The 24,604-nt window shown below is 37.0% G+C and carries 24 protein-coding genes, 1 pseudogene, 2 riboswitches and 1 other annotated feature; of the genes and pseudogenes, 6 read left to right on the forward strand and 19 right to left on the reverse strand.

What is annotated here, in order from left to right:
* The first annotated feature begins 12 nt into the window (after nucleotides 1–12).
* Complete coding sequence (locus tag MHI47_RS15490) at nucleotides 13–741, forward strand: tryptophan-rich sensory protein (protein WP_340831405.1); 729 nt, start codon at nucleotides 13–15, stop codon at nucleotides 739–741.
* A 304-nt stretch (nucleotides 742–1,045) separates the two neighbouring features.
* Here the strand turns inward: MHI47_RS15490 and map are convergent, their stop codons facing one another.
* Together map and thiT are read right to left on the reverse strand one after the other, a co-directional pair.
* Nucleotides 1,046–1,795, reverse strand: coding sequence for a type I methionyl aminopeptidase (gene map, locus MHI47_RS15495; RefSeq protein WP_093538142.1), 750 nt, complete (start codon nucleotides 1,793–1,795; stop codon nucleotides 1,046–1,048).
* Nucleotides 1,796–1,842: 47 nt separating this feature from the next.
* Nucleotides 1,843–2,424: an energy-coupled thiamine transporter ThiT gene (thiT, locus tag MHI47_RS15500; protein ID WP_093538141.1), complete on the reverse strand. Its 582-nt coding sequence runs from the start codon at nucleotides 2,422–2,424 to the stop codon at nucleotides 1,843–1,845.
* Nucleotides 2,425–2,489: 65 nt separating this feature from the next.
* Nucleotides 2,490–2,581, reverse strand: a riboswitch (TPP riboswitch).
* 104 nt (nucleotides 2,582–2,685) lie between these two features.
* Between thiT and MHI47_RS15505 the strand changes: the two genes are divergently transcribed.
* Together MHI47_RS15505 and MHI47_RS15510 are read left to right on the forward strand one after the other, a co-directional pair.
* Nucleotides 2,686–3,771: a M20 family metallopeptidase gene (locus MHI47_RS15505; protein WP_340831406.1), complete on the forward strand. Its 1,086-nt coding sequence runs from the start codon at nucleotides 2,686–2,688 to the stop codon at nucleotides 3,769–3,771.
* Nucleotides 3,772–3,802: 31 nt separating this feature from the next.
* Complete coding sequence (locus tag MHI47_RS15510; RefSeq protein WP_340832074.1) at nucleotides 3,803–4,135, forward strand: DUF4870 domain-containing protein; 333 nt, start codon at nucleotides 3,803–3,805, stop codon at nucleotides 4,133–4,135.
* Nucleotides 4,136–4,448: 313 nt separating this feature from the next.
* On the opposite strand, the gene MHI47_RS15515 is transcribed toward MHI47_RS15510, so the two are convergent.
* The 6 genes from MHI47_RS15515 to MHI47_RS15540 all read right to left on the reverse strand — a co-directional run bounded on the left by MHI47_RS15515 (nucleotide 4,449) and on the right by MHI47_RS15540 (nucleotide 9,354).
* The gene (locus MHI47_RS15515) at nucleotides 4,449–5,309 is read right to left on the reverse strand and encodes an SGNH/GDSL hydrolase family protein (RefSeq protein WP_340832075.1); all 861 of its coding nucleotides are present in this window, start codon (nucleotides 5,307–5,309) and stop codon (nucleotides 4,449–4,451) included.
* 21 nt (nucleotides 5,310–5,330) lie between these two features.
* Nucleotides 5,331–6,560 carry an aminopeptidase gene (locus MHI47_RS15520; protein WP_340763367.1) on the reverse strand — a complete coding sequence of 410 codons (1,230 nt, stop codon included), beginning with the start codon at nucleotides 6,558–6,560 and terminating at the stop codon, nucleotides 5,331–5,333.
* A gap of 2 nt (nucleotides 6,561–6,562) precedes the next feature.
* Nucleotides 6,563–7,714 (reverse strand): DEAD/DEAH box helicase, encoded by a 1,152-nt coding sequence (locus MHI47_RS15525; protein WP_093538137.1) that lies wholly within the window; start codon nucleotides 7,712–7,714, stop codon nucleotides 6,563–6,565.
* A gap of 112 nt (nucleotides 7,715–7,826) precedes the next feature.
* On the reverse strand, nucleotides 7,827–7,985 hold the full coding sequence (locus tag MHI47_RS15530; protein WP_139219931.1) for a Fur-regulated basic protein FbpA: 159 nt from the start codon (nucleotides 7,983–7,985) through the stop codon (nucleotides 7,827–7,829).
* Nucleotides 7,986–8,037: 52 nt separating this feature from the next.
* Nucleotides 8,038–8,619: a VanZ family protein gene (locus MHI47_RS15535; protein WP_340831407.1), complete on the reverse strand. Its 582-nt coding sequence runs from the start codon at nucleotides 8,617–8,619 to the stop codon at nucleotides 8,038–8,040.
* Nucleotides 8,620–9,354: an AAA family ATPase gene (locus MHI47_RS15540; RefSeq protein WP_093538135.1), complete on the reverse strand. Its 735-nt coding sequence runs from the start codon at nucleotides 9,352–9,354 to the stop codon at nucleotides 8,620–8,622.
* Nucleotides 9,355–9,411: 57 nt separating this feature from the next.
* On the opposite strand from MHI47_RS15540, the gene MHI47_RS15545 reads away from it, so the two are divergent.
* Both MHI47_RS15545 and MHI47_RS15550 read left to right on the forward strand, forming a co-directional pair.
* Nucleotides 9,412–10,020: a DUF3298 and DUF4163 domain-containing protein gene (locus MHI47_RS15545; protein ID WP_340831409.1), complete on the forward strand. Its 609-nt coding sequence runs from the start codon at nucleotides 9,412–9,414 to the stop codon at nucleotides 10,018–10,020.
* A gap of 60 nt (nucleotides 10,021–10,080) precedes the next feature.
* Nucleotides 10,081–10,860: an HAD family hydrolase gene (locus MHI47_RS15550; RefSeq protein ID WP_340831410.1), complete on the forward strand. Its 780-nt coding sequence runs from the start codon at nucleotides 10,081–10,083 to the stop codon at nucleotides 10,858–10,860.
* A 798-nt stretch (nucleotides 10,861–11,658) separates the two neighbouring features.
* Here the strand turns inward: MHI47_RS15550 and serA are convergent.
* Entirely contained in the window at nucleotides 11,659–13,245 is a 1,587-nt protein-coding gene (gene serA / locus MHI47_RS15555; protein ID WP_340831412.1) for a phosphoglycerate dehydrogenase, read from the reverse strand.
* Between the two features lie 115 nt (nucleotides 13,246–13,360).
* Nucleotides 13,361–13,593 (reverse strand) — a binding site (T-box leader).
* A gap of 376 nt (nucleotides 13,594–13,969) precedes the next feature.
* Here serA and MHI47_RS15560 point away from each other — a divergent pair.
* On the forward strand, nucleotides 13,970–15,334 hold the full coding sequence (locus MHI47_RS15560; RefSeq protein WP_340763374.1) for an aspartate kinase: 1,365 nt from the start codon (nucleotides 13,970–13,972) through the stop codon (nucleotides 15,332–15,334).
* 177 nt (nucleotides 15,335–15,511) lie between these two features.
* On the opposite strand, the gene MHI47_RS15565 is transcribed toward MHI47_RS15560, so the two are convergent.
* The 10 genes and pseudogenes from MHI47_RS15565 to MHI47_RS15605 form a co-directional block, all read right to left on the reverse strand.
* Nucleotides 15,512–16,489 carry a GNAT family N-acetyltransferase gene (locus tag MHI47_RS15565; RefSeq protein ID WP_340831413.1) on the reverse strand — a complete coding sequence of 326 codons (978 nt, stop codon included), beginning with the start codon at nucleotides 16,487–16,489 and terminating at the stop codon, nucleotides 15,512–15,514.
* A gap of 400 nt (nucleotides 16,490–16,889) precedes the next feature.
* Nucleotides 16,890–18,164 carry an MDR family MFS transporter gene (locus tag MHI47_RS15570; protein ID WP_093538130.1) on the reverse strand — a complete coding sequence of 425 codons (1,275 nt, stop codon included), beginning with the start codon at nucleotides 18,162–18,164 and terminating at the stop codon, nucleotides 16,890–16,892.
* 260 nt (nucleotides 18,165–18,424) lie between these two features.
* Entirely contained in the window at nucleotides 18,425–18,865 is a 441-nt protein-coding gene (locus tag MHI47_RS15575) for a cell wall hydrolase (RefSeq protein WP_340763379.1), read from the reverse strand.
* Between the two features lie 63 nt (nucleotides 18,866–18,928).
* Nucleotides 18,929–19,897: a UV DNA damage repair endonuclease UvsE gene (uvsE, locus tag MHI47_RS15580; RefSeq protein WP_340831414.1), complete on the reverse strand. Its 969-nt coding sequence runs from the start codon at nucleotides 19,895–19,897 to the stop codon at nucleotides 18,929–18,931.
* A 104-nt stretch (nucleotides 19,898–20,001) separates the two neighbouring features.
* Complete coding sequence (locus MHI47_RS15585) at nucleotides 20,002–21,276, reverse strand: nucleobase:cation symporter-2 family protein (RefSeq protein WP_340831415.1); 1,275 nt, start codon at nucleotides 21,274–21,276, stop codon at nucleotides 20,002–20,004.
* Nucleotides 21,273–21,860 (reverse strand): xanthine phosphoribosyltransferase, encoded by a 588-nt coding sequence (locus MHI47_RS15590; protein WP_093538126.1) that lies wholly within the window; start codon nucleotides 21,858–21,860, stop codon nucleotides 21,273–21,275. The genes MHI47_RS15585 and MHI47_RS15590 overlap by 4 nt, the downstream gene beginning before the upstream one ends.
* 148 nt (nucleotides 21,861–22,008) lie before the next feature.
* Nucleotides 22,009–22,110, reverse strand: a riboswitch (purine riboswitch).
* A gap of 114 nt (nucleotides 22,111–22,224) precedes the next feature.
* Nucleotides 22,225–22,515 carry a hypothetical protein gene (locus tag MHI47_RS15595; protein WP_093538125.1) on the reverse strand — a complete coding sequence of 97 codons (291 nt, stop codon included), beginning with the start codon at nucleotides 22,513–22,515 and terminating at the stop codon, nucleotides 22,225–22,227.
* A gap of 65 nt (nucleotides 22,516–22,580) precedes the next feature.
* Nucleotides 22,581–23,072, reverse strand: coding sequence for a methyl-accepting chemotaxis protein (locus MHI47_RS20215; protein ID WP_411747672.1), 492 nt, complete (start codon nucleotides 23,070–23,072; stop codon nucleotides 22,581–22,583).
* A gap of 45 nt (nucleotides 23,073–23,117) precedes the next feature.
* Nucleotides 23,118–23,456 (reverse strand): annotated as a pseudogene (locus MHI47_RS20220) (PAS domain S-box protein); the annotation flags it as partial.
* Between the two features lie 57 nt (nucleotides 23,457–23,513).
* Nucleotides 23,514–24,602: an NAD(P)/FAD-dependent oxidoreductase gene (locus MHI47_RS15605; protein ID WP_340831417.1), complete on the reverse strand. Its 1,089-nt coding sequence runs from the start codon at nucleotides 24,600–24,602 to the stop codon at nucleotides 23,514–23,516.
* Nucleotides 24,603–24,604 lie beyond the last annotated feature (2 nt).

Consider the following 24,604-nt stretch of genomic DNA (forward strand, 5'->3'; position numbering starts at 1 on the left):
GGAGGCAGCTGAATGTTTAAAATAATCCTTTTAATATTATTTTTTATATCTACTGTAATCGTTAAATTACTATCTATTCTACTTCCCATAAATGGTCAAACCAGTGGCGAGATTTTCAATAGACTTCCCGTCTTTTTTACTCCAGCAAATTATGTGTTTTACATATGGATTGTTATTTTCATCTCATTAGCTTGGTGGATTTGGAATATGATGAAAGATTACAAGTCTTCTCATCCTATCCCTTCTAGACGCATTCTATTATACGGGGCATCATCTGTGTTATATATTTTGTATATATTCAGTTGGCATTACGAACTGTTTGGTTATGCTTTTGGTATTCTCACTGTCTTACTAAGTTGCTTGTTTAAATTATATTTAACCTATCCTTTAGATGATATAAATCGAAAAAATCGATTACCAATTTCCTTCCTTTTAGGATGGACATTTATCAGTTTCTTCATAAATCTATCTTATCTCCTCACGTTTTATGAATTCGGTGGATTTGGTATGACAAAATCACTTTGGGGTGTTATCTTCTTAACCATTGCGACAGCGATAGCTCTTCACTTCCGCTATCATTATTTTGATCGTCTTATGTCAGTTGTGTTTATCTGGACTTTCGTCGGGGTAGCAATCCAACACAACTTTAGTCAACTGCTCCTGACCTCAGCTTCTCTTTTCCTAAGCTGTGTCTTGGTCGTTGGGATAATTTTCCTTAAGAAAGGTTCCAGAACCCCTTAAGGTTTGGACAGACATTTTACAATATTATTACCGAGTAGAGGCTGTTTGTGGTAGTTGTCACAAACAGCCTCTCTTTTTTCGTTAAACATATTTATCTGTCTGTCTCCAACAACTTTAAGAAATAGTTAATGTATTTTTAAATAACTAGATATAAATGTTTTCTAAGCGAGGAGGCTGAGGCAACGCCCACGGAAACCGTCCATCAGCCGAAATTTACTATGAGCACTTACTTCGTAGTAGGATAATTCATATTCTTAATTTAAAAAACGCCTTCAAAAGAGTAAACTCTTGAAGGCGTTTTGTTTTAATCTAATTTAGTTAATAAAATTGGTGCACCTTTTGTGACAACAATTGTATGCTCAATCTGTGCTACTAAGGATTTATCAGGAGTGATAAATGTCCAACCATCACCTGATTCCACAATATGCTCTGCCTTCGCAGAAATAAATGGCTCAACTGCTAAAACCATTCCTTCTTTTAATATTGTTGGATCCCATGCATCATAATAATTCAATACATGTTGAGGAGCTTCATGAAGTGATTTCCCAATACCATGTCCAGTTAGGTTCATAATAACATGCAAGCCATTATCTTTGGCTTCTCTAGCTACTGCTTTACCAATTTGGTTCAATCTTGAACCTGCTTTAACTTTTAGCATTGCACGCTCAAATGCACTCTCAGCTACAGCACACAACTTCTCTTTCTCTTCATATCCTTCGCCTACGACAAAAGAAATTCCTGTGTCTGCAAAATAACCATCAAGCGATCCTGAAACGTCTATATTCACGATATCACCATCTTTTATAACACGAGCGCCTGGCATACCATGAGCTACTTCCTCATTAACACTAATACAAGTATATCCCGGAAAATCGTATTCTCCCATTGGTCCAGAAATCGCGCCATGCTCTTTAAATAGCTTTCCGCCGATTTCATCTAACTCTTTCGTAGTCACACCAGGTTTAGTAGCAGCCTTCATTACATCTCGAATTTCTGCAACAATACGCCCTATTTTTTTTAATGCTACTAACTCTTCGTCAGTTTGTACAATCATCTTAACAAGATCCCTTCTTCACTAAATGTATTCTAATCATACCATATTTAGTGAAGATTCGGCAGTGTGAGGCGTGGAGCTTTAACAAATAATATCGAACAAATGAAAGCTGCTACTAAAAATACAGGAATCATATAAGTAGAATTATAGATCAACGAATACAAAATAACATTTTGCTCACCAGCAAATTCACCAAAGAATAGAATACCTGAAGTTACATGTGCTAAATAACGAAGAAAAGCTGCGATGAACGTTCCCAAGACAACTGCTCTAACCATTTTCATTTTATCCTTTTGTTCAAATGCATGTAAAAACGCAGGTCTCAGAAAACCAGCAAAACCAGCTACCATAAATGCGATGAAATAATCTATTGCTACTTGTGCTATCACTATTTCAAATGATAAGGGAGCTGCGTAAAAACGGCCTGTAACGACTTGTAATACACCTATTAAAAATCCAGTAGTTAAACCTGCTACAATACCACGACGAAAAGCCATTAAAATAACAGGTACTAAAACGAATGTAACTGATCCACCTTGCGGCATTCCAAAGCCGATCATATCTAAAACATATCCTAAAGCTGCAAAAATAGCGATTTCCATTAATATTAATACTCGATTATTCTTCATGACAATCCCCTTTTTTTGACCACAAAAAAAACGACCCCCGGGATAGACCCAGACATCGCGCGATTGTCAGTTTCCATCCACATCCCTACGCAAGTATTAACTTACAGGTTCGAAGGGTACTATCTCAGCCGTATCAACGGCGCCCCTTGTGGTTTGAATTATTTAGTTCGAGTTCATTGTAGCTGAATAGATAAAGTATTGCAACCTTCTTTTGTTCTTTTGTTATACTTGTAAAAACTATATGCGTAAGGGGATGTTTACATGATTACATTATTAAAAGATTTAATACGTATCAAAAGTGACACATTGGAAGGCGCAAATAATGCTTTGTTATTTTGTGAGAATTGGCTAGAGGAACGAGGTATTACTACTACGATCTTAAAGCATGAGGAAAAACTGATGCTTATGGCAGTAATAGGAGACGGTGATAAATGTATGATTTGGAATGGTCACGTAGATGTTGTTCCAGGAGAAACTTCACAATTTCAGCCTTATATTGAGGGAGATTATTTATATGGTCGTGGAACAGCTGATATGAAAGCGGGAGTTGCAGCGATGATGCAAGCCTTTTATGAGCTATCTAAACAACCTGAAAATCTTGCTCAAAAAATCCAACTACATATCGTAACCGATGAGGAAACAGACGGAGAGACATCCAAATTTTTGGTCGATCAAGGATATATCGGTGACTTTGTTATATGTGGAGAACCTACCTATCTACAAATTGGCTTACAGGCAAAAGGAATTATCCAGTTTGATGTAATACTTAAGGGCAAATCTAGTCATGGTAGTCGTCCTTGGGAAGGAATAAATGCAATTGAACAAGCGTTTCTTTTTGACCAACAGCTTCGCAAACTTTCTTTTTTAACAGCAAGCAATGAGTTCTATGATTATCCTTCCTTAAACTTGGCAAAAATACAAGCAGGAGAACGATATAACGTAGTGCCCGATGAGTGCATAGTAAGTTATGATCTTCGTTACGTACCTGGACAAGATATGCATAGTATTCTTTTAGATCTCCAAACGTTGACAGAAGAATTTCCCAATAGTGAAATACAAGTGCACACTACCGCTCCTGCAGTAACAACTGAAGCTATTAACCCATATATCGAACGTATTGCTCAGGTCACTTCACAGTTTATAGGAAAACCTGCTGTGTTATTTGGGCAGCATGGAGCAGCTGATGCTCGCTTTTATGCAGAAACTGGAGCAGGCGCTATTGAGTTTGGACCAAGTGGTGGGGATTGGCATGGTGAAAAAGAATATGTATCTATTTCCTCTACGGAAACTTATAAAAACATCTTAGTCTCCTTAGGTAAAAGTGAGAAAAATATCATAATTTCGTAGGATATATTAGAAAGAATAGAGGTGATATAAACTGGATAATCCAAGAATTTTATCAGCACTTTCCTATTTTAGTGTTTTGTTTGCTCCCTTTTTATTGCCCATCATCGTTTATTTTGTCTCACAGGATCCTGAGGTTAAATATCATGCAAAAAAATCCTTAATCTCTCATATCATACCTGTTGTTTTATTAGTAATTTTGTTCATTAGTATCTTTTCAAGTTTTATGCCTTTTACAACTGGATATAATGAACAGCCTACCCTTTGGATGGCAGTGGGACCTTTAATACTAATCGGTATATATATGCTTGTGTATGTTATAGTAATGGTTTGGAATATTGTTCAAGGCATTAAAGTATTAAGATAACGTTTATTTATAGGCTCTTAAGGGTACATAATTATTAATAACGAAAGCCAAGGAGCGATTATGATGAAAGTAAAAAACTTAGTTAAAACAGCAATTAAATTTGCACCAATTGTTTATCCCATTATCCGCAAAGTGTTAAAATCTAAAAAAACTACTCGCTAAAAAACTGTCCTCCTAAATAAGGGGACAGTTTTTTTAGTATAGGAGGTGCTTTTGCGCAGCATTCATCAGTAAACTTGCAACTTCTACCCCTATTTAAGCAACTTCCCCCAAGCGTCAATACAGCTAAGCATTTGGAAAGGTAAGCAACATGCTATATTAGTGGCTTCAATTCTGTTAATGAGTAGTAGTTGTCCATTCCCTCTGCCTTAGCTACAGGAGATTTTCCTTCTTCTTTACTAGCATTCAGAATTTGTTCAAACGATAGTGGATTCGGTGCTGGCAACTCACTTTGGGTCACAAATATTCCCTTGTTGTACTGTGAAAAAAATGCATTTGCCATAATACGATAACCTTCCATCGTTGGATGGACATCTGCAGGATTTGGTAATAATGTCGTTGCATTAACTCCAAATGACTCTTCTACTGACACATAAGTTGCTCCATTTGCCTCTGATTGTTTTTTTAATATAAGCTGCAAACGGTCTAACTCTTTTTTAATACCACTCTTTTGCGACTCTCTGACATGAGGATAAGCAAAATAATAACCCATGACATAAATTTTTGCTTTTGGTGTTAGTACTTGCACTTCTTTAATAATCTGCTCTATATTTTTTCGCGCATTATTTAAAGCAAAATCAGCTGAAATTTGTTGATATGCTACAGAACCACTCGTTGAATTCACTTGTACCATTTGTAGCAAATCATTTGCTCCTGCGGATATCGTAACTAACGTAGCCTTCTTCAGCAACTCTTTCGCTTCATCTGTCTGAATACTCTCAAGAACATCTGCTGTTGTATATCCTGGAAATGCTAATGCTTTTGAATAGAAAGCCAGCTGTCCTGTTGTAGTTAGTTTCTGTGCGATTAAGTCTGTATAACCAGTATCGATGGCACGATTTGGTGTTTGACCGGCTGCCAAAGAATCGCCAAGTGCTATATAGACTTCAGTTCCCTTTGCATCTACTGTGATAGAGCCAAATGAGATAAACAGAATGATTAAAGTACCAAGCATTTTTTTCAAACTACTCACTCCTTAAAAAGCCCATGCTCCTTTTTTGAATATAGGCTCCATTGATCCATCTGCTAATTCTCCCATAATATCCATGTCGCCACTACCAATCATAAAGTCTTCATGCACAATGGAGGTGTTAATACCCATAGCTTCTAATTCACTATGAGTTAAGCCACGAGCACCTTCCACACAGGTAGGGTATGCTTCTCCAATTGCAAAATGGTTGGAGGCATTTTCATCAAATAAGGTGTTAAAGAATAATACATTCGAAGCCGAAATAGGTGATTCATGTGGCACTAAAGCAATCTCTCCTAAATACTTTGCTCCCTCATCTGTTCCAATTAACTCTTGCAATAGTTTCTCACCAGTTGCAGCTTTAATAGAAGTAATCTTCCCATTTTCAAAAGTCAAAGTAAAATCATCTATTACATTTCCTTGATAAACAAATGGCTTTGTATTTTTCACATAGCCATTTACACCTGTTTTAAGTGGTGCAGTATATACTTCTTCTGTTGGCATATTTGCTATAAATGGTGTGTTTTGACCATTTTTACTAGCTCCGGACATCCAAATATGTTCTTTTGGAAGTTCCACTTGAATATCTGTTCCTTCTGCTTTATAGTGTAGCTTTTTGAAATGCTTATTATTTAGTAGTGCCGCTCTACTTTCCAAGTTATCAATATGTTCTTTCCACTGTTGAACTGCTGTGCCTTCACCGATGCGCACAACTTGGAATATTAACTCCCAAAGGGCTTGCATTTGTTCTTCAGGCTTCAGATCAGGGAAAACTTTGGCAGCCCATTTCTCTGAAGGCATTGCAACGATGGACCATGTAATTACATCATTCATCACAGCTTTTCGATAATTTTCTAACGCTTTCCCACTTGCCTTTTGAAAGCTTGAAATACGGTCAATCGAAACACCTTCTAGTAGATCTGGGTTATCCGCGTCAATCCATAATAATGCGCCTTTATTTTCGATTAACTCGTCGCGCTGCATAGCAGCCCACTTAGGAAATTCATGGAACGCTTCATCTGGAGCAAAATCATAAAATGCGCGTGCATTTACTTCATCTGTATAGTTGACATCTACTCTTTTTGCGCCAGCTTCATAAGCTTTTTTCACTATTAATCGTGTAAATTCAATTGTATCTGTCGTCGTATTTATAAGAAGTGGTTGGTTCGGCTGTATATTCAGGCCAACCTTCACTACTAATTCTGCATACTCTTCAAGCTTTTGTTGAAAATCCATCTTTATTTCCCCTTTTGACTAATAGTTTTAGATGTCCCCTCGATTAACTCTCCGCGATACCATACTTTTTGAATTGGCTTTTTAGGAAGCTCTTTTGTCCACTTTTTAAAAGTCTTTTCATCGGAATAAGTTAATAATGTCATTACCTCTCCATCAGCACCCGCACGACCTGTGCGTCCTGAACGATGTAAGTATTGTTCCACTGAATGTGGTACATCTACATGGATTACATGAGTAAGTCCAGATATATCTAATCCTCTTGCTGCCACATCTGTAGCAATTAGTAAACTTACTTTACCGCTTTTAAAATCATCTAATGCTTTCTTCCGTTCATCCTTTTTCATTTCAGAATGTAGGGATACAATCGGCGCATCTCTATAAGAAAGTTTTGCATCCTTCATTAATAGCTGATCTAAACTATTTACAAATGCAAGGCCTCGCATACCTTTCAAGTAAGATATTCTACGCAGTAATTCAGTTTTATCACGAGGTTCTGTCTTCACGAAACTATGGATAACTTCCCCTTGCGAAGGAATATCTTCTGCTGCTACTTGAATACGCACAGGATTCTTCATCATACGTTCCGCAACAAGTTCTATTTCTTCTGTGATTGTTGCAGAAGTTACTATTAGTTGGCTTTCGACAGTTGCATCAACTAAACTTTTTACAGTTGTGCGATGTTCTCTGCTCAGAAGTTGGTCTCCTTCATCTAGGACAACGATGTTTATTTCATGCATTTTTAGTTTTTTCGTTTTTACTAGTTCTTGCAATCTACCAGGGGTTCCAACGACAATTGTCGGTTTCTTTTTAAGTACATCAATTTGTCTGTGAATATTTGCTCCACCAATTAATTGTGCAACTGAAATGTCTGTACCTTTCACCCATTCACGAAAAACCTCTACAATTTGCATTCCAAGTTCTTGAGAAGGAATGATTACCATTGCCTGAATATGTTTTTTGGTAGGGTCAACCATTTGCAAGATTGGAAGTACATAAGCAAGCGTTTTTCCCGTTCCTGTTGGAGATTCTGCAACAATATCAGAGCCATCCAGCATATGTGGGATTAATTGAGATTGTATAGGCATTGGTGATGCAAAATTTGCATCCTGCCATTTGTTTTGTAATGTTTCATTTAAGTTAGTTATAAAAGTCAAATTTGTTTCCACCTTATCCGTATTTAAGTCAAGTGTACCATATTTTTTATATCGACTATTATTTATAGATTATAGAGATTTAGATAAAAAAAAGTGCCTGTTAAAAAGGCACTTATTTACTTTCCTCTTCAGTTGTATATTCCTTCATTAATTCATAAAAATTCAACTCATATAATTGTCTTCCATCAATTTTATATACACCTTTATTTACAAATTCTTCAATAATTCCATCACGTTTTTGTTCTGTTTGTGATTCTTTTATCATCATCATGTTAATGTCTCCTTGCAGATTTTATTCCATTGTATTTTACCCATTCTAAGGTTTAATAAACTTGTCTTTTCATTCTTTTGAAAGCACCCGTAAATAATGGGAAAGCTTTACGAACAAAGTAATAGCATACATAGCCTAGAAATGTCCCAAGTGTATTCAGCCACAAATCATCCACGTCACTACTCCTACTTTGTGGAATCTGCATAATTTCAATAAATAAGGAGATACATAATCCCACAAATACAGGTAATATAAAAAGTTCCATCCTTTTAAATAGTAAAGGTAGAAGAAATCCAATTGGCATAAATAGAATGATATTACCAAGGAAGTTTATATAAAATGGTTGCCAAAAACCTAGGTATACAACTGACTTGTAGGTTTCTTCCACAACACGAAATAACTCCAAATTTACACCAGTAGTATAAGCAGGTACCTCCCCTACTTTAGGTATTATTGTTTGAGAAAAAAGACCAACAAGTACTGAGAAAAACACTAATATTCCAATCTCATGTAAAGTCTCTTTAAGCTTAAATCCTCTCTTCTTCCAACGAAATAGTCGCCAAATGACGATCAATGGAAAGGCAATCCCTATAAAAAATAACATATCATCTAAATAATTTATGATTACATACATCTACTCACCTTCAAATAACTCTTCTAAAAATTTTTCCCTATGATCTAAAAAATACTTTGTAATTTGATAATGCGCTGTCAGTTCATAATCGATTTCCTCAATTTGTCCTTCATCAAAACTTAGGATCGTCGCTTCAGGATATCCTAATAATATTGGAGAGTGTGTCGCAATGATAAACTGGCAATTCTGTTCTTTGATCAAATCATGCATGATACGTAAAAATGCCAATTGTCTCTGCGGTGATAATGCTGCCTCTGGTTCGTCTAACAGATAAATAGCCCTACCATTAAATCGATTTTTAAATAACGACAAAAATGACTCACCATGGGATTGCTCATGAAGGGATTTTCCACCATAACTGTCTAACACACCAAGGCCAGGATTTTCTCTTTCCAGTTCATCCAGATGTGAAGCAAACTGATAATAGGATTCTGCTCGTAAAAAGAAACCACTAGTTACTTTGGGCATCCAAGAAAGTCTTAGATATTTCCCCAATGCACTTTCTGCAGCATCTACATCATAAAGGTTATTTCGACTTCCTCCAGCAGTATTAAACTCACATTTATCTGCAATTCCTTCTAATAATGTCGATTTCCCAGTCCCGTTCTCTCCCACAAAGAAAGTGACAGGAGAAGTTAACTCTAATTCATTAAAGTTACTAATTGCAGGAATGGTGAATGGATACTGCCTTTCCATTTGCGGCTCTTTGAAAAGGGTCACTCTATTTAAAAACATATGATTCCTCTCCCACTCATATCATAAATTATTACTTCTGAAGAAAGGTTGTTTGCCTTGGATCTACCTATTCGTATAGAAACGAAATATATTAAGAAAAGTTCGCTAAAAATTAACGTGTATTATCCTATAGTAACTAATCTACCCAATCCTGCCGTTGAAAAAAAGATTAATGCAGATATTATTCATGAACTAAACAAGCTTTTAATCGAACAAGGATTTTACAGTGAACATTTAGTTGAAATGGTCGGTACCTATGAGATTAAAACGAATGAACGCGGCGTTCTCAGCTTAAGTTTAACTGTCTATTCGTTTACAGGTGGTGCCCATGGTCTAACAATTACGAAATCACTCACCTTTGATGTCAAGACTGGGAAGCAGTATAGACTAAGTGAATTGTTTAAGCCAGACAGCAATTATGTAAAAGTCCTCTCTGACATGATTGAAAAGAAAATTGTCGAGTGGGATGTACCTCTATTAGAGGATTTTACACAAATACGAAGTGATCAAGATTTTTATATAGCGGACCATTCACTTGTCATTTATTTTCAAGTGTATGAATGGACTCCGTATGTATACGGCTTCCCCTATTTTCCAATTACCATTAAAGATATAGAAAATCTTATTCGTGAAGGTGGTATTCTTGAAAAAATGATTCCATTCTAGTGACACACTCTCTTTAGTACGGTAAAGTATTATATAAATACGTACTGGGGGTTTATGGGAATGAAAAAAGCAATTTTCTTTGACTTAGATGATACTTTACTATGGGACAATAAAAGTGTGTCCACTGCGTTTCACAAAACATGCGTATATGCAGCCACTCAGGTTAATGTGGATCCATTTGCTCTAGAACAAGCCGTACGTTCAGAGGCAAGCACATTGTACGATACATATGAAACACGTGCTTACACTAAAATGATCGGCATTAATCCTTTTGAAGGGCTATGGGGAACTTTTGACGATCCTTCTGAAGATTTTCAAAAGATGAAAGCTATCATACCCGAATATCAGCGTTTAGCTTGGACGAAGGGATTAGAACAGTTAGGGATTAATAATGAAGAATTAGGCAGAGAGCTGGCGGAGTATTTCCCACGAATGCGAAAAGAAAGCCCCTTTGTATATGAAGAAACCTATGAAGTATTAGACCAACTAAAAGAAAAGTATTCATTATTATTAATGACAAACGGTTCACCAAGTCTTCAAAATACTAAATTAGAAATCACACCGGAGATTGCTCCATATTTTGATCATATCCTTATCTCTGGATCCTTCGGTAAAGGAAAGCCTGACCCATCCATTTTTGAACATGCCTTAGAGATTGTAGGATTATCGGCAGAAGAAGTATTGATGGTCGGAGATAACTTAATGACCGACATATTGGGCTCTTCTAAGGTTGGCATTCAATCTGTATGGATTAACCGCGAGGAAAAACCGGTAATTGAAGAAATAAGGCCTACATATACAATTGAAAACTTGAGAGAGCTTTTAACATTGCTCTCGTAAGAAAAACCGGGCAAAAAAACGCTCGGTCCTTTAAGATTAAGACCTGTTTCTATCGCTTTCGAAGCGCTTTGGACAGACTTGTTGCTATACTTTAAGCTAATTTTTGAAGGGTGGGCGTGACTAACGTCACGACCACCACTTCTTTTTCCGGTAATCTTATGGCATTTCTCTGTCCGTCGCACATCTATATCTTTTCGAAACAGGCTAGTGCTTTTTTGGATAACTAGAGAAACGATGCTTTCCTATTGATAAAGCTAGCTCACGAAGATGCAATTTCGTTCGCTATTTCACTTCTTTATTTAAAATTTCCTAACTATTTCTCTTTATTTCCACTAGTTAAAAGAAAATCTACTTTCTTCATCCTTTATTACAGAATAATATCCCTAATTCAACAGACGATTTTATATCTATATTAACTTTGACTACTATTAACATCTAAGCGAGAAGCTATGCTTAATCTTAGAGTGGAGTACTACTCACTATATTGATTAGAGTGCAAAGTGGCGACTCCAGCGGGAAAAGCGAGAAAGTCGAGACCCCGCAGGAGCGTAGCGAACGAGGAGGCTCGACCTCGCCCGCGGAGGACAACAGGAGGTTGGTCACAAAGGCTTTGCCACAGGACGTGGCGCACTTAGCCTTTGTTCTCCACCTGAAACGGAAATCAGTAGTATCATTGTATAGATCTTATTCTTCATAATAACTAGATAGATGAACTCACTGCACTAAATTTTATACTCTTCTTCTATTAAGAAAAGGTGGATCCTCGACATATAATTGTCGTGAATCCACCTTTTTATTTTATAGATCAATCGGTGTTGCATCAAAGATATCTTCTAATGCCTTAAGCTGCTCAACACCTGACTCTTCCACATGCTTATCAATTGAAATCATCATAATCGCATCTCCACCTACTTCTGAACGACCCACTTGCATCGCTGCGATATTGATACCTTCCGAAGCAAGCAGTGTTCCTACGCGACCAATAGCACCCGGTTGGTCTTTATGACGGATGAATAATAAGTAACCAGATGGAACTACATCTACGATAAAGTCATCTACACGTACGATGCGGCCACCTAGACCATTTAATAATGTTCCTGCTACTTTTCTTGTTCCAGTCGCTGTTTTCATTTCAACCGTTATTAAACTTGTAAAACCTTTGGACTTGGAAGTTTTTAATTCGTTTACTGTAATGCCCAAACGGTCTGCAAGGAATTTCGCATTTACATCATTTACTGATTCACCTAATTTGCTTTTCAGTAGACCTTTTATAGCATTACGTGATAATGGACGAGTGTCTAGATTTGCCAATTCCCCAGAATAAGTAATATTGACCTCCTCAGGTACTCCATCCGCAAGATCGCTTAGGAATGAACCTAATTGCTCCGCTAGATTAAAGAATGGCTCAATTTTAGCTAGGACATCCTTTGGTACAGAAGAAAGGTTAACAGGATTCTTCACTGTCCCATTTTGTAAGAAGCTAACAACGTCATAAGACACATCAATTGCTACAATCTCTTGTGCTTCTATCGTACTAGCACCTAAATGGGGTGTTGCAATAACCTGTGGAAGTGTTAATAATTTATGCTCCACAAAAGGTTCTTCCTCAAATACATCCAGTGCCGCCCCCGCAACTTTACCTGACATGATAGCATCATATAATGCATCTTCGTCGATAATTCCACCTCGAGCACAGTTAATAATTTGAACCCCGTCTTTCATTTTTTCAAAAGCTTCTTTATTTATTAAATGACGAGTTTCTTTCAATAGAGGCGTATGTACTGTTATAAAGTCTGCCGCTTTGATCACCTCTTCTACTGTACCAAACTGAACTCCTAGTTTCTCCGCTTTTTCAGCTGTTAAAAATGGGTCATAGGCAATGACATTCATACGTTGCCCTTTTGCACGGAAAGCAACCTCCTGCCCAATTCTTCCGAAGCCTAGAACACCTAATGTTTTGTTCTTCACTTCTACGCCGATAAAAGTTTTGCGATCCCATTTTTTATTTTTCAAGGAATGGAAGGCTTGTGGGATATTGCGCGCAAGCGACATAAGCATAGCAATAGAATGTTCTGCAGCTGAGTTCGTATTTCCATCAGGAGCATTAACAACGATGATCCCACGTTCTGTTGCAGCAGTTAAGTCGATGTTATCCACCCCAACTCCTGCACGACCAATAATTTTCAAATTAGTTCCTTTTTCAATAATTTCTCGAGTAACCTGTGTTTGGCTACGAACTAACAATGCATCAAACCCACCAATTTTTTCGCCAAGTTGTTCTGGAGTTAATGAAGTATCAACAACGATATTAAATCCTTCTGCATTTCTTAATGGGTAAATACCATCTTCGCTTAGTGGATCACTGATTAGAATATTAAATGTCATATGAATCTTCTCCTTTTATTACTATATTTTTGTACGATTATTTAGCATCAAATGAAATACCAGTACTCCTCCTTATTTTAAAAACATAAAAAAGCCCTCCACTCCCTACAAACATGTAAGGGGCGAAGAGCTTATACACTCACGCGGTACCACCCAAATTTTACTGCAATCATCTCGCAGATTCTCAATTAGTATGCTTAACGCGCATTTCACGGATGAACCTAAATCCTCTGTTTTCAGTCCACCAATTCTAGAGTGCTACTCTACAAACAAAATCACTGATTTACACCAACCATCAGCTCTCTGAAGATCTCAAATTGTAAAGTCTATCTCCGTCAAAATTGTTTACGCTTTATTGAATTAAATTCATCATACTCACCAGTAGACTAATTGTCAATATAGTCAAAATACTTGAAAACGCTATCATTTTTATTTGTGTCAAAAAAACATTGATATGAAGCAGTTTAACAATCCCAAAAAACTTTATAAATATTTTTAATTCGTGTTCTAATGATATAAGCATTAAAAATATAATTAATATATGGAATTTAAATGAAAAGGCGAACTTTATTTATTATAAATCAATTAAAGTTCGTATATATAAAAATATATTTAAAAAATAGCTATAAAGTTATTGACCTTAAAGAGTTTAATTTGTACACTGTATAAAACCATTTGTTTTTCCTGTGAGTACAATAACATTAAATTATAAGGATTTGATTAGATGAAAGTAAGTAAATTTGGTGGAACATCTGTTGCAAGTGCAATCCAAATTAAAAAAGTAGCTGCAATAGTTAAAGCAGATCCATCTCGAAAATTCATTGTTGTATCTGCACCAGGTAAACGCTACGATACCGATAAAAAAGTAACGGACTTACTAATTGAATTGGCAATCGCTGCTATACATAAAGAAGAAGTAGAAGAAAAACTATTCAAAGTCTTGGATCGCTATAAAGAAATCGCACAAGGCCTAGAACTAGATGATACAATTTGTAACGTTATTGAAGAGGACCTACGTTCACGTATTAACAAAGACCAAAGTATTCTTGAATTATTTGTAGACAATATTAAAGCAAGTGGAGAAGATAATAATGCAAAACTAATTTCCGCTTATTTCACTAGCATTGGTCTCGATTCTCAATATATTAACCCGAGGACTGCAGGGTTGCTTGTAAATGATCTTCCTGAACGAGCACAAGCGTTACCACAGGCATATGACAATCTATATGCACTAAACCACCTTTCTGGCGTTGTTGTATTCCCCGGTTTTTTTGGGTTTACACCTAATGGCACTCTTCGCACATTCGATCGTGGTGGATCTGATATCACCGGATCTATCCTTGCAGCAGCAGTGAAAGCCGATTTATACGAAAACTTTACGGATGTCGATTCTGTGTTTTGCGCTAATCCTAAAGTAGTGAACCATCCTGCTGAAATTGAAGAAATCACATACCGTGAAATGCGAGAGCTTTCCTACGCTGGCTTCTCTGTATTTCATGATGAAGCATTAATGCCTGTATTTAAAAGTGGCATTCCAGTATGTATTAAAAATACAAATAACCCATCAGCTCCTGGAACGAAAATAGTAGCTAAACGTAAAAACAACAAGCGCCCAGTAACTGGAATTTCCGCTGATAACGGTTTTTCTATTTTATATGTAAGTAAGTATTTGATGAACCGAGAAATTGGATTTGGTCGTAAGCTGCTTCAAATTTTAGAAGAAGAGCATATTTCTTATGAACACACACCATCTGGATTAGACGATATTTCTGTTATTGTACGTAGTCATCAACTGGACCCAGAGAAAGAAGCACGTATTATGAGTAGAGTATTGAACGAACTTAAAGCAGATGATGTCCACTTCCGCCATCATTTTTCCATGATTGTAATTGTAGGAGAAGGTATGAACAATAGTACAGGACTGGCAGCACGTGCTGCATCCGCTATTGCAAATACTGGAGCAAATATTGAAATGATTAACCAAGGATCTTCTGAGGTCAGTCTGTCATTTGGTGTTCAAGAAAGTAGTGAGAACAAAATTCTGCGTGCATTATACAATGAATTTTTCTCAGCAGTAACAGTTGGTTAATGAAAAACGGATAAAAATGACATGGGTCCTTTTAGATTAAAACCTCTTCGAAGGACTTTGAAGAGACGTTTTGCTATATAGTTACTGAGTAAATTTTTAGGGATGCTAGTTAATTGTGATATCCACCACAATTAACTAGCATCCCTTTTTACCGGTATATATAACTTAATACACTTATTAAAATGATATTAACTGGTTTAAACCATTCGTTTTCATATAGTGAATGAGGGTCATCTGCTCATTTACCTTCCATTCATCACCAGTCTTCACATAGCCCATTTTCTCATATAGGTAACAATTTCTTTGTTCTTGCTTAATTGTATCTAGCTCCCACTTTATCGCATGTGGATACATGCCCTCAATACGGCTCATGACTTCTTGGGCTATACCTTTCCCTTGAAATTCCTCGAGAATATTAATCATGTGTAATCTCATCACCCCTTGCGACTTCGGATATACATGAACACTCCCTACCAACAATTCATCTTTTAAGATTTTAAAATAGTCCCCTGTCTGTAACCGTTCATTAAACCTTTCAAACGTCTGGAAAACAGGACTAGTATCATGGTCTTGGTATTTTTCATAGATAGGTTGAAACACTTTTTTTTGTATTGTAAATAGTTCAGAAGCGTCTGATAAACTAGCTTTTCTTAGAGAAATAGTGGACTTACTTATTTCAAAAAGCGCTTCTAAAAGATGATAGGGGATAAAATCTCCACTTTTAACCAGTCCATATATTTCATCGATTGATGCCCATTTAGCATCCGCTACCTCTTCGTATTGTAAATTTAATAGATCCGCCTCTATTTCTTGTTTGACTAGCCAATGGTCATCAAAACCACGAGAAAACTTTACAGTGAATATCTGCTCTGCGTGTTCCATTTGCAACTCAATGCCTAATTCTTCTTTCGTTTCACGAATAGCACCCATTTCACTAGTTTCTCCTACAAGAACAGCCCCTGCTGCTGCACAATCCCACATACTTGGCCACCCTTTTTTCCACGGCTGACGCTGTTGAATAAGAAATTGACCTTTTTCATTCATGATCCATACATGAACTACTTGATGAAAGTCACCCTCCATCATCTCATTTCCTCTTATCCATATCTTTCCCGTACTCTCTCTGAACTCATTCATAATATCCCAACGTTCCATTTCTACACCCTCTTTACACCTTATTCGTTACAAATAGTATATCATTCAAGCATCTTAGTTTTAATCATGTTTGACAATTATTTTCATGTGTGAGATAATACCTTAGTTAACATTTGGTACGACATAGTTTTTCGATATTGGCATTCTGCTATATGTGTTTTTGATAATACTTATTCACACTGGAGCGGCTATAGGGTCGCAAGGACGTAAAAGAAGGTAGGGTTTACGTTGCTTAGGTTAGAAGGCAACCAGTGGAACAATTTACCGCGGCATTGAAAGGTTTCTTTCATGGAAATTATTCCCCGAGCTTTTCGGGATGAAAATTTTAAAATTCAAAAGTTATGTTATACCTATACAAAATCAAGGGGTGTTCTCATTATGAGAGCGCCCCTTGTCCAATTTATCCAGCTATTTCTTTTTTTCGTTTGTTGTATTCTTTGAACATCAGCAAATAGATGAATCCACTCAGTAAAGCTAAAGCTGCAAGTATCGCGAATGTCCACGTAAACCCAATCCAAGCTACTAGCGGAAATACTAAGGGTGCAATTGTTCTACCAATAGTATAGCGGAGACTTGCCGCCGCAAAATATTGTCCCCTCATATCGTCAGGAGCTAATTTGGACACAAAGCTTTCCTGTAATCCAACTGTTGCTAATTCTCCTAAAGTAAAGATTGCCATCGCTATTAAGAAAACCCAGAAGTTCGCTGTCATCGGGAATATAATCATTGCCACTGCGTATAAAAATGAAGATAGAAAAAACACCCACTTCTCCGGATATTTTGTCATCCACCTTGTAACAATTACCGTAAACAGTACTACTAATAATCCGTTTTCGGAAAGAAGAATACCAAACGAGCCTTCTCCTGTTACAGACCATTCCCTATTAAAAAGAGTACCAAGCACTTGCTTGTCGATAACCTCTTTCATATAAACTGGTATCAGCATATCCAATTGCATATAGGTTTGTCCTAGTAAAATACCTGCTATAACGAATAAGAAGAAAACCTTATCCTTTACGATTAATCCGTAAGTTTTAACCTGAGTGACAATCACCTGAGTCCAATTATTCGATCCGCTCGCCATCTTAGCCTTCATATCGTCGGGCAAAGTTTCTTCCGTTAAAAATCTAATTGCCAAACCAACGATACAGAAAATAATTCCCGAAACTAATAAAAGTATAAAACGGTGATTAAAGAATAATACCGCCCCAACTATTGGACCAATTACTACCGAAATATTTATAGACGTATAGAACACCGAAAATACAGTGCTTCGGTCTTTTTCCGGCACAACATCCGCGACAATTGCTTGACTTGCAGGATGATATAACGACCCTGCCATCCCCGCAATCGTAAAGGCTACAAAGCTTAGCATCGGTGAATCTAACCAGGGGGAGTTCGCAAACGCAAATAATATGAATGCCACCCCTTCTGCTATTGCTGAGAAAAACAGCATTGTCCGGCGACCAAATCTATCCGCACAATAGCCCCCTACCAAATTAGCCCCTACTGAAAAAACTTGCGATGCAACTAGTAAAACGCCTGCCATACTCGTGCCAAATTCATCAGCAAAATAAATAGCTAAAAAGGGAAATACCATCCAAAAGCTTAAATTACTAAAAAACTCCCCAAACAAACGGACCTGTAAACTACGATCCCAATCTCTTATTCTCATTCTATATCCCCACAACTCATAGTTTAGATTAGACTATACTACCACATTACTTCGCTTTTCGAAATAGTTATTTTAAAAGAGCTAAACCACGATTAACTATTTCTGAAAAAGCCCATTGAACAGCTAATATAGTCCTTAAATTTTCTCATATAGCCCTTATGTTTCAGTAATGGCTCAAAGACCAATATAGCCCTTAATGTTTCGCAAATAGCCCATAAAAAAGCCTTACCACATCCCACAATGTAGTAAGGTTCTTGTTTCTATCCCCTATAAACACTTTCACATGTCCCAGCTGCTGGTTCATAAAAACAATGTTGTTTAAATTGACCTGTAAAAGGTTGATCGTACCATGTTGGCGGACATGGACCATAGGGATTAAAATACCATAGAGCAAATTTTGCTGGATGGTCTCTCCAATAATCCAAAGTCTGTTTTGCTAATTTTTTTTCAACAGATCTTGCTCTTTCATAAAACAAATTACCCTTTTGAACAGCTTCAAAAGAATAATTTCCTCCTTGTATCTGAAAAATGACATCTTCGATTGTTCTTACATCTCTAAAGTCTAAACAATCTGCTATAGCACGATTAACAATTACATTTCCAACATATAACATTCCTTGCTGTCCTTCTGCTTCGGCTTCTGCTCTCATCATCCTTGCCATTAAATCCACGTCTTTACTTCGGTAAGCTATTCTTGGCATTTTTTTCACCCCACAGTATAGTATGAAAAAAACCCATTATTGGTGTCTTTCTATGCTTGGCTATTACTTTAAATAAAAAGAAGATCCATCAATAATCTCAACATCTTCTCTCTTACCAATCACATCCATTAAGTAAAATAAGGCTTCATCCTTCTTTTTCGCCTCAATCATACAATCAATTTGAGGAACTGTTCCTTTGATGACATTTAAAAAACGGAAAAACATATCCACATCCACATAATCGGAATGATGACGGAATGCCGTCTCACTTTTAGGACTTGAGATATGCATTTTGATGGGGAGGGGCGAGTCATCCCATGTTGCAACTACGCGATTCCAATTATCTTCCCAATTATTATTACGATGATGCACAAGATGGTGGTGAAAATCAAATACAAGTGGAACTCCTAACTTTTCGCACAAATAAAGAGTGTCGTCGAATGTAAAAGAAGTATCATCATTCTCCAGAATAATCATCTTCTGAATGGGGTTCGGAACGTCATTCCAAGTTTCAACAAAACGCTCCAGTGATTTTTCTGTATCCTTATAATTACCACCAATATGAAGCACACAGCGATGAGTAGGATCTATTTGCATTTCCTTTAATATCGAATAATGCATTTCTAAAGTCTTTAATGAATTATTAAACACTTCTGGTTTAGAGGAATTCAAGATTACAAAATGGTCTGCATGAAAATCAATTCTCATATTGTGTTTTTTTGTAAACTCGCCTATCACTTGTAGCTTATCTTTTACCGAAGGTATCATATAATTCCAATCAGGAAGTTCTTCATGGTTGGCTAAAGGAATGAGTCGAGAAGATAAGCGATAAAAATGAATTTCACTAAAACGATTATGCTTAAGAATTCTAAGTGTATTTTCTAAATTAGCTAGGGCAATTTGTTCTAGTTTGTAGATTGCTGCTTCCCGATCCCTATACTTTTGAAATTGGGTAAACGTCATTGTTTTAGATGGGGAAGCATTTTTTAGTTCCATGCTCATCGCAACATACCCGAGACGTACAATTGTCATTTTTATCACCTCCTCCCTTAGTATGGAGAAAATAACTAGGAAGTAGACTATTTCCAAGAAAATAAAAACTACGAAGGATCATCTCCCTCGCAGTCTCTCAAAAGTTATGAAATTTTCTTTCTTGGAATCATGTTAAACACAATATTTAAAACAATTGCAGTTATACTCCCTGCCACAATCCCATTGCTCGTCAAGATTTTCATGCTCGTTGGTAATTCCGCAAATAATTCAGGAACGACTGTTACTCCAAGTCCTATACCAATAGAACATGCAATAATCATTGAATTGTCTTCTGTATCAGATACGACTTTACTTAACATTTTAATCCCTTGTGCCACAATCATCCCGAACATAGCAATCATCGCTCCACCTAACACAGACGCGGGAATGATTGTTGTTAGAGCAGCAATCTTGGGGATGAAACCAAGTACAATTAGCATTACCCCAGTTATATAAATAACCGTTTTCGTTTTCACCCCAGATATTTGCATTAGCCCAACGTTTTGAGAAAACGTAGTATAAGGGAATGAGTTGAAAATACCACCTAATACTACAGCGATCCCTTCCGCACGATAACCTTTAGTTAAATCCTCTTTTTCTATCTTTTTACCAAGCATATCCCCTAAAGCAAAGTACACACCTGTCGATTCAACTAACGATACGATGGCTACTAACGTCATTGTAATAATAGGAGAGATTTCAAAAGTAGGTGTACCAAAGTAAAAAGGTTGAATCATATGGAAAAAATCTGAATCTCGCACTGGAGAAAAGTCTACTTTTCCCATAAATGCCGCTGCAATCGTTCCGCCTACAATTCCTATTAATATAGAGATAGCTTTTATAAAGCCTGTAGAGAATCGGTATAACAATACGATAAATAGTAGAGTTCCAAAGGCTAATAGAATATTCGGCAAGGAACCAAAATCAGCTGCTCCTTGACCACCGCCCATATTATTAATAGCAACGGGTATTAACGTAATCCCAATAATCGTTACTACAGAGCCTGTTACAACTGGTGGGAAAAACTTCACAAGCTTCCCAAAAAAGCCACTTATTAATATAACGACTACCCCAGAAACAATAATTGCTCCATAAATAGCGGAAACCCCATAATCCCCACCTATTGCAATCATTGGTCCAACTGCTGTAAACGTACATCCTAAGACTACAGGAAGTCCGATTCCAAAAAAGCGATTACTCATAACCTGTAAGATGGTTGCCACACCACACATTAATATATCAATTGCTACTAAATATGTAAGCTGTTCTGTTGTAAGACCTATTGCTCCTCCAACTATTAAGGGTACAATTACCGCTCCTGCGTACATTGCAAGGACATGCTGAATTCCGAGCGCAGTATTTTTTAAGGCGCTATTCATCTTACAGTTTCCTCCTCAAAAAACTCAACTTTACCATTTGCCAATGATTTAATATTAGCTAGTGAATCTACTCGGATACCTTTGTCACGAATTAGCTTTCCTCCTGGCTGAAAGCCTTTTTCTATTACTATTCCAACACCTGCAGTATTTGCTTCTGCTTGATCTAAAATTTCTAAAAGCCCTAATGCCGCTTGTCCATTCGCTAAGAAGTCATCAATGATCAATACCGTGTCTTCCTTGCTTATAAAATCTTTTGAAACAGAAATATCATTTGTTTCCCCTTTAGTAAATGAGTGCACCTTAGAAGTAAATAAGTTGTCTGATAGAGTAAGTGATTTACGTTTTCTCGCGAATACTACAGGCACACCTAGTGTAAGTCCAGCAAACATAGAAGGAGCAATACCAGAAGATTCAATCGTTAGTATTTTAGTAATTCCAGCATCTTTATAACGTGCAGCAAATTCATTTCCTATTGCTTGCATTAGCACAGGATCTATTTGATGATTTAAAAAAGTATCCACCTTTAATACATTTTCTGATAATACTTTACCATTTTTAATAATTTCCTCTTGTAATAATTTCATAATCAAACATTCCCTCTCTATTTTTAATTTGGACAAACAAAAAGCCCGAATGATATTGCAACCACTCAATTATGGAGTGGAGCAATGTCATTCGAGCTAAAAAAGTCGAATAGAAATAAAATAGACTATGACAAAAATGCCATAAACTAAGTACTTCATCGCCACCCATAGTCAGCTTGTTTACGGTAAGCTGGTAGAAACTTGCAGGCCATATCCCTGCTATTATACGAGTTCTTATTATTTGAATATTTCTCATTATAGCATGCTTATCCCCATTTTCAATTACCCTTCAAAATGTTCAATGATTCATAAAATTCAGTCGGGATATCAAAAAAACACCCACGTTTTATGAAATCGTAGATGTTCAGGAGTGTTCAGTTTTCAATGACTTAAAACCTTGTATAAATGTTGATGGATTTTCTTGAATTTGGAAAGGAAAAACGCCTTGGTTTGTATGAAGGTATAATAGGCCGCCTCCAAACGAGAATGGTTTATGAGATACATCGTATACATGTTGTAACATAAACTGATGACGATCAGATATGAACCCATCTACTGTTAACTGAAGTTCGAACTTCTTTTCAATCTGCTTCATTTGATAATAAAAATCTATTTGTCGTTCAATCTCAATATAGCTTATAAGATATTTACTCATCTGTTGCACCTCCTATACCTCACCTATTTTAGCATGATTGAGGTAAGAATATACATTTTACAACTTTAAATCAGCTTCACAAATTCTGCTGCTTGGCTTTCTAATTTGATCGCTGCTGATGAAATATCCTTGAACTCTTCCAAAGCAGAACGTATTTCTTTCTGACTTTTTTCGATACTTGTCTGCGAATTACTATTACTAGTCGTTACTTTTTCCACTTGCTTCGCAATTCCTTCAATATTTTCACGTACTTCGACGATAGAATTCTCCACTCTGCCAGCTAATTTACGCACTTCCTGGGCCACTACATTAAACCCACGTCCGTGCTCTCCTGCCCTCGCTGCTTCTATTGCAGCGTTTAATGCAAGTAAATTCGTTTGAGCAGCTATCTCTCGAATGGTTTGTACAATTCCTCGAATCGAATCTGCTTGTCCTTGGAGGCTCTGCAAAGAAGCAGTATTTTCTTTGGAGCCAGTTGCAATTTCATCTATTCGCTGCAGCAGTTCCTCACTTCTATTAGTGCCAACTTCTGCACGCGTACTCAATTCCATGGACATTTCTTTCAGTTCTTCTGTCACGCTTAACAATATTTCATGACGTTTTGTTACATTCGTTGCAACTTTAGTTACCCCTAACACCTTTCCAGTAGATCCGATTATTGGCATATAAGTAGCTTCTAGCATTACACTCTTACCCAGTTTACTTTTACGCTCTACTTTATCCTGAAGCATATTTCCATCCATCAAATCTTTCCAAAATTTTTCGTATTCCGGACTTTTGGTAAATGCGGGAAAACATAGCTCTTTATGCTGTTTTCCCATTAGTTCGCTAACGGAGTAGCTAATCTCTTTTGCAAAATTTTCATTTACATACGCAACACGACGGTCTAAATCAAATCGGATAATAGCTAAATTCTTTTCTAAAGCCTCTACCACGGTCATATCATTTACTTCTTCTGTTTGTGAATAATTCACAATCCCCAACCCCCATATTAATCTTTACATTGGTGCATAATCAGTTAGATCTAAAACAGTCTTTTCTCCTAAGATTAATCTAGCTAACTCAGAGCCAACAAACGGCCCTGCGGTTAAACCAGATGCCCCTAACCCATTGGAGAAGTAAATGGACTCATAACCAGGCAATTTTCCAATTACCGGAAGAAATTCTGGCGTGTATGGTCTAAATCCTACTCGAACTTCTGAAATCTCCGCACTTCTTAATGAACTAGCGATACTAACAGCATTTTCTAAAAGCTCTTTCTTACCAGCCTCCGTCACGCTAGTATCATAACCGGTATTTTCTTCATACGTAGATCCAGCCACAACCTTACCATTATCAAATGTTAATAAATACTGATTCGTTGGGGGTAATACCACTGGCCACTCTCCAGTTTCCAACTCATTCACTTGGAAATGCATGATTTGGGCTTTTTGAAAACTAACTTTCATATCAACACCAAGCTCCTGTGGTAACTCATTGCCCCATGCACCTGCAGTTAACACGATTGCATCTGCCTCCATTGAGTGACCATTCACTAGTAAAACACCATCCGAAAATGTAGCATCGCCGTTAATCACTACTGCTCCAAGCTTTTTAGCTGCACTTATTAATGCATCACGCATTGCTCCGCCATCCACTCGTGCAGCTCCTTCCACGTACAAGGAAGTAAAATCTTCTGAAATTAGAGGAAATCGTACTTTCGTTTCTTCTAGTGATAATATTTTCAACTCACCTATTTCAGGAGCATCTACTCTTTTCTCTAGTGCACGTTCTAGCATTTTCTGTAGTTTTTTCGGATCATTTTGAAGTGCAATAGCACCTACCCGCTTATAACCTGTGGAGTATTCACCGAGAGATTCTAATTCTTCTACAAGTTGTTTATAGTAGCTTGCTCCATTTTTTACTAATGCGTACCACTTTTTATTTCTTCGTTGAGAAATCCAAGGGCAAATTATCCCAGCAGCGGCTGCCGATGCCTGCCCTTTATCGTGACGATCGATAAGGGTGACTTTCACATCTCGCTTGGCAAGATGATAAGCGGTCGATGCTCCTAGAATTCCTCCTCCGACAATAATATAAGATGACATCA

The organism is Psychrobacillus sp. FSL H8-0487 (assembly GCF_038008385.1).
Taxonomy (GTDB): domain Bacteria; phylum Bacillota; class Bacilli; order Bacillales_A; family Planococcaceae; genus Psychrobacillus; species Psychrobacillus psychrotolerans.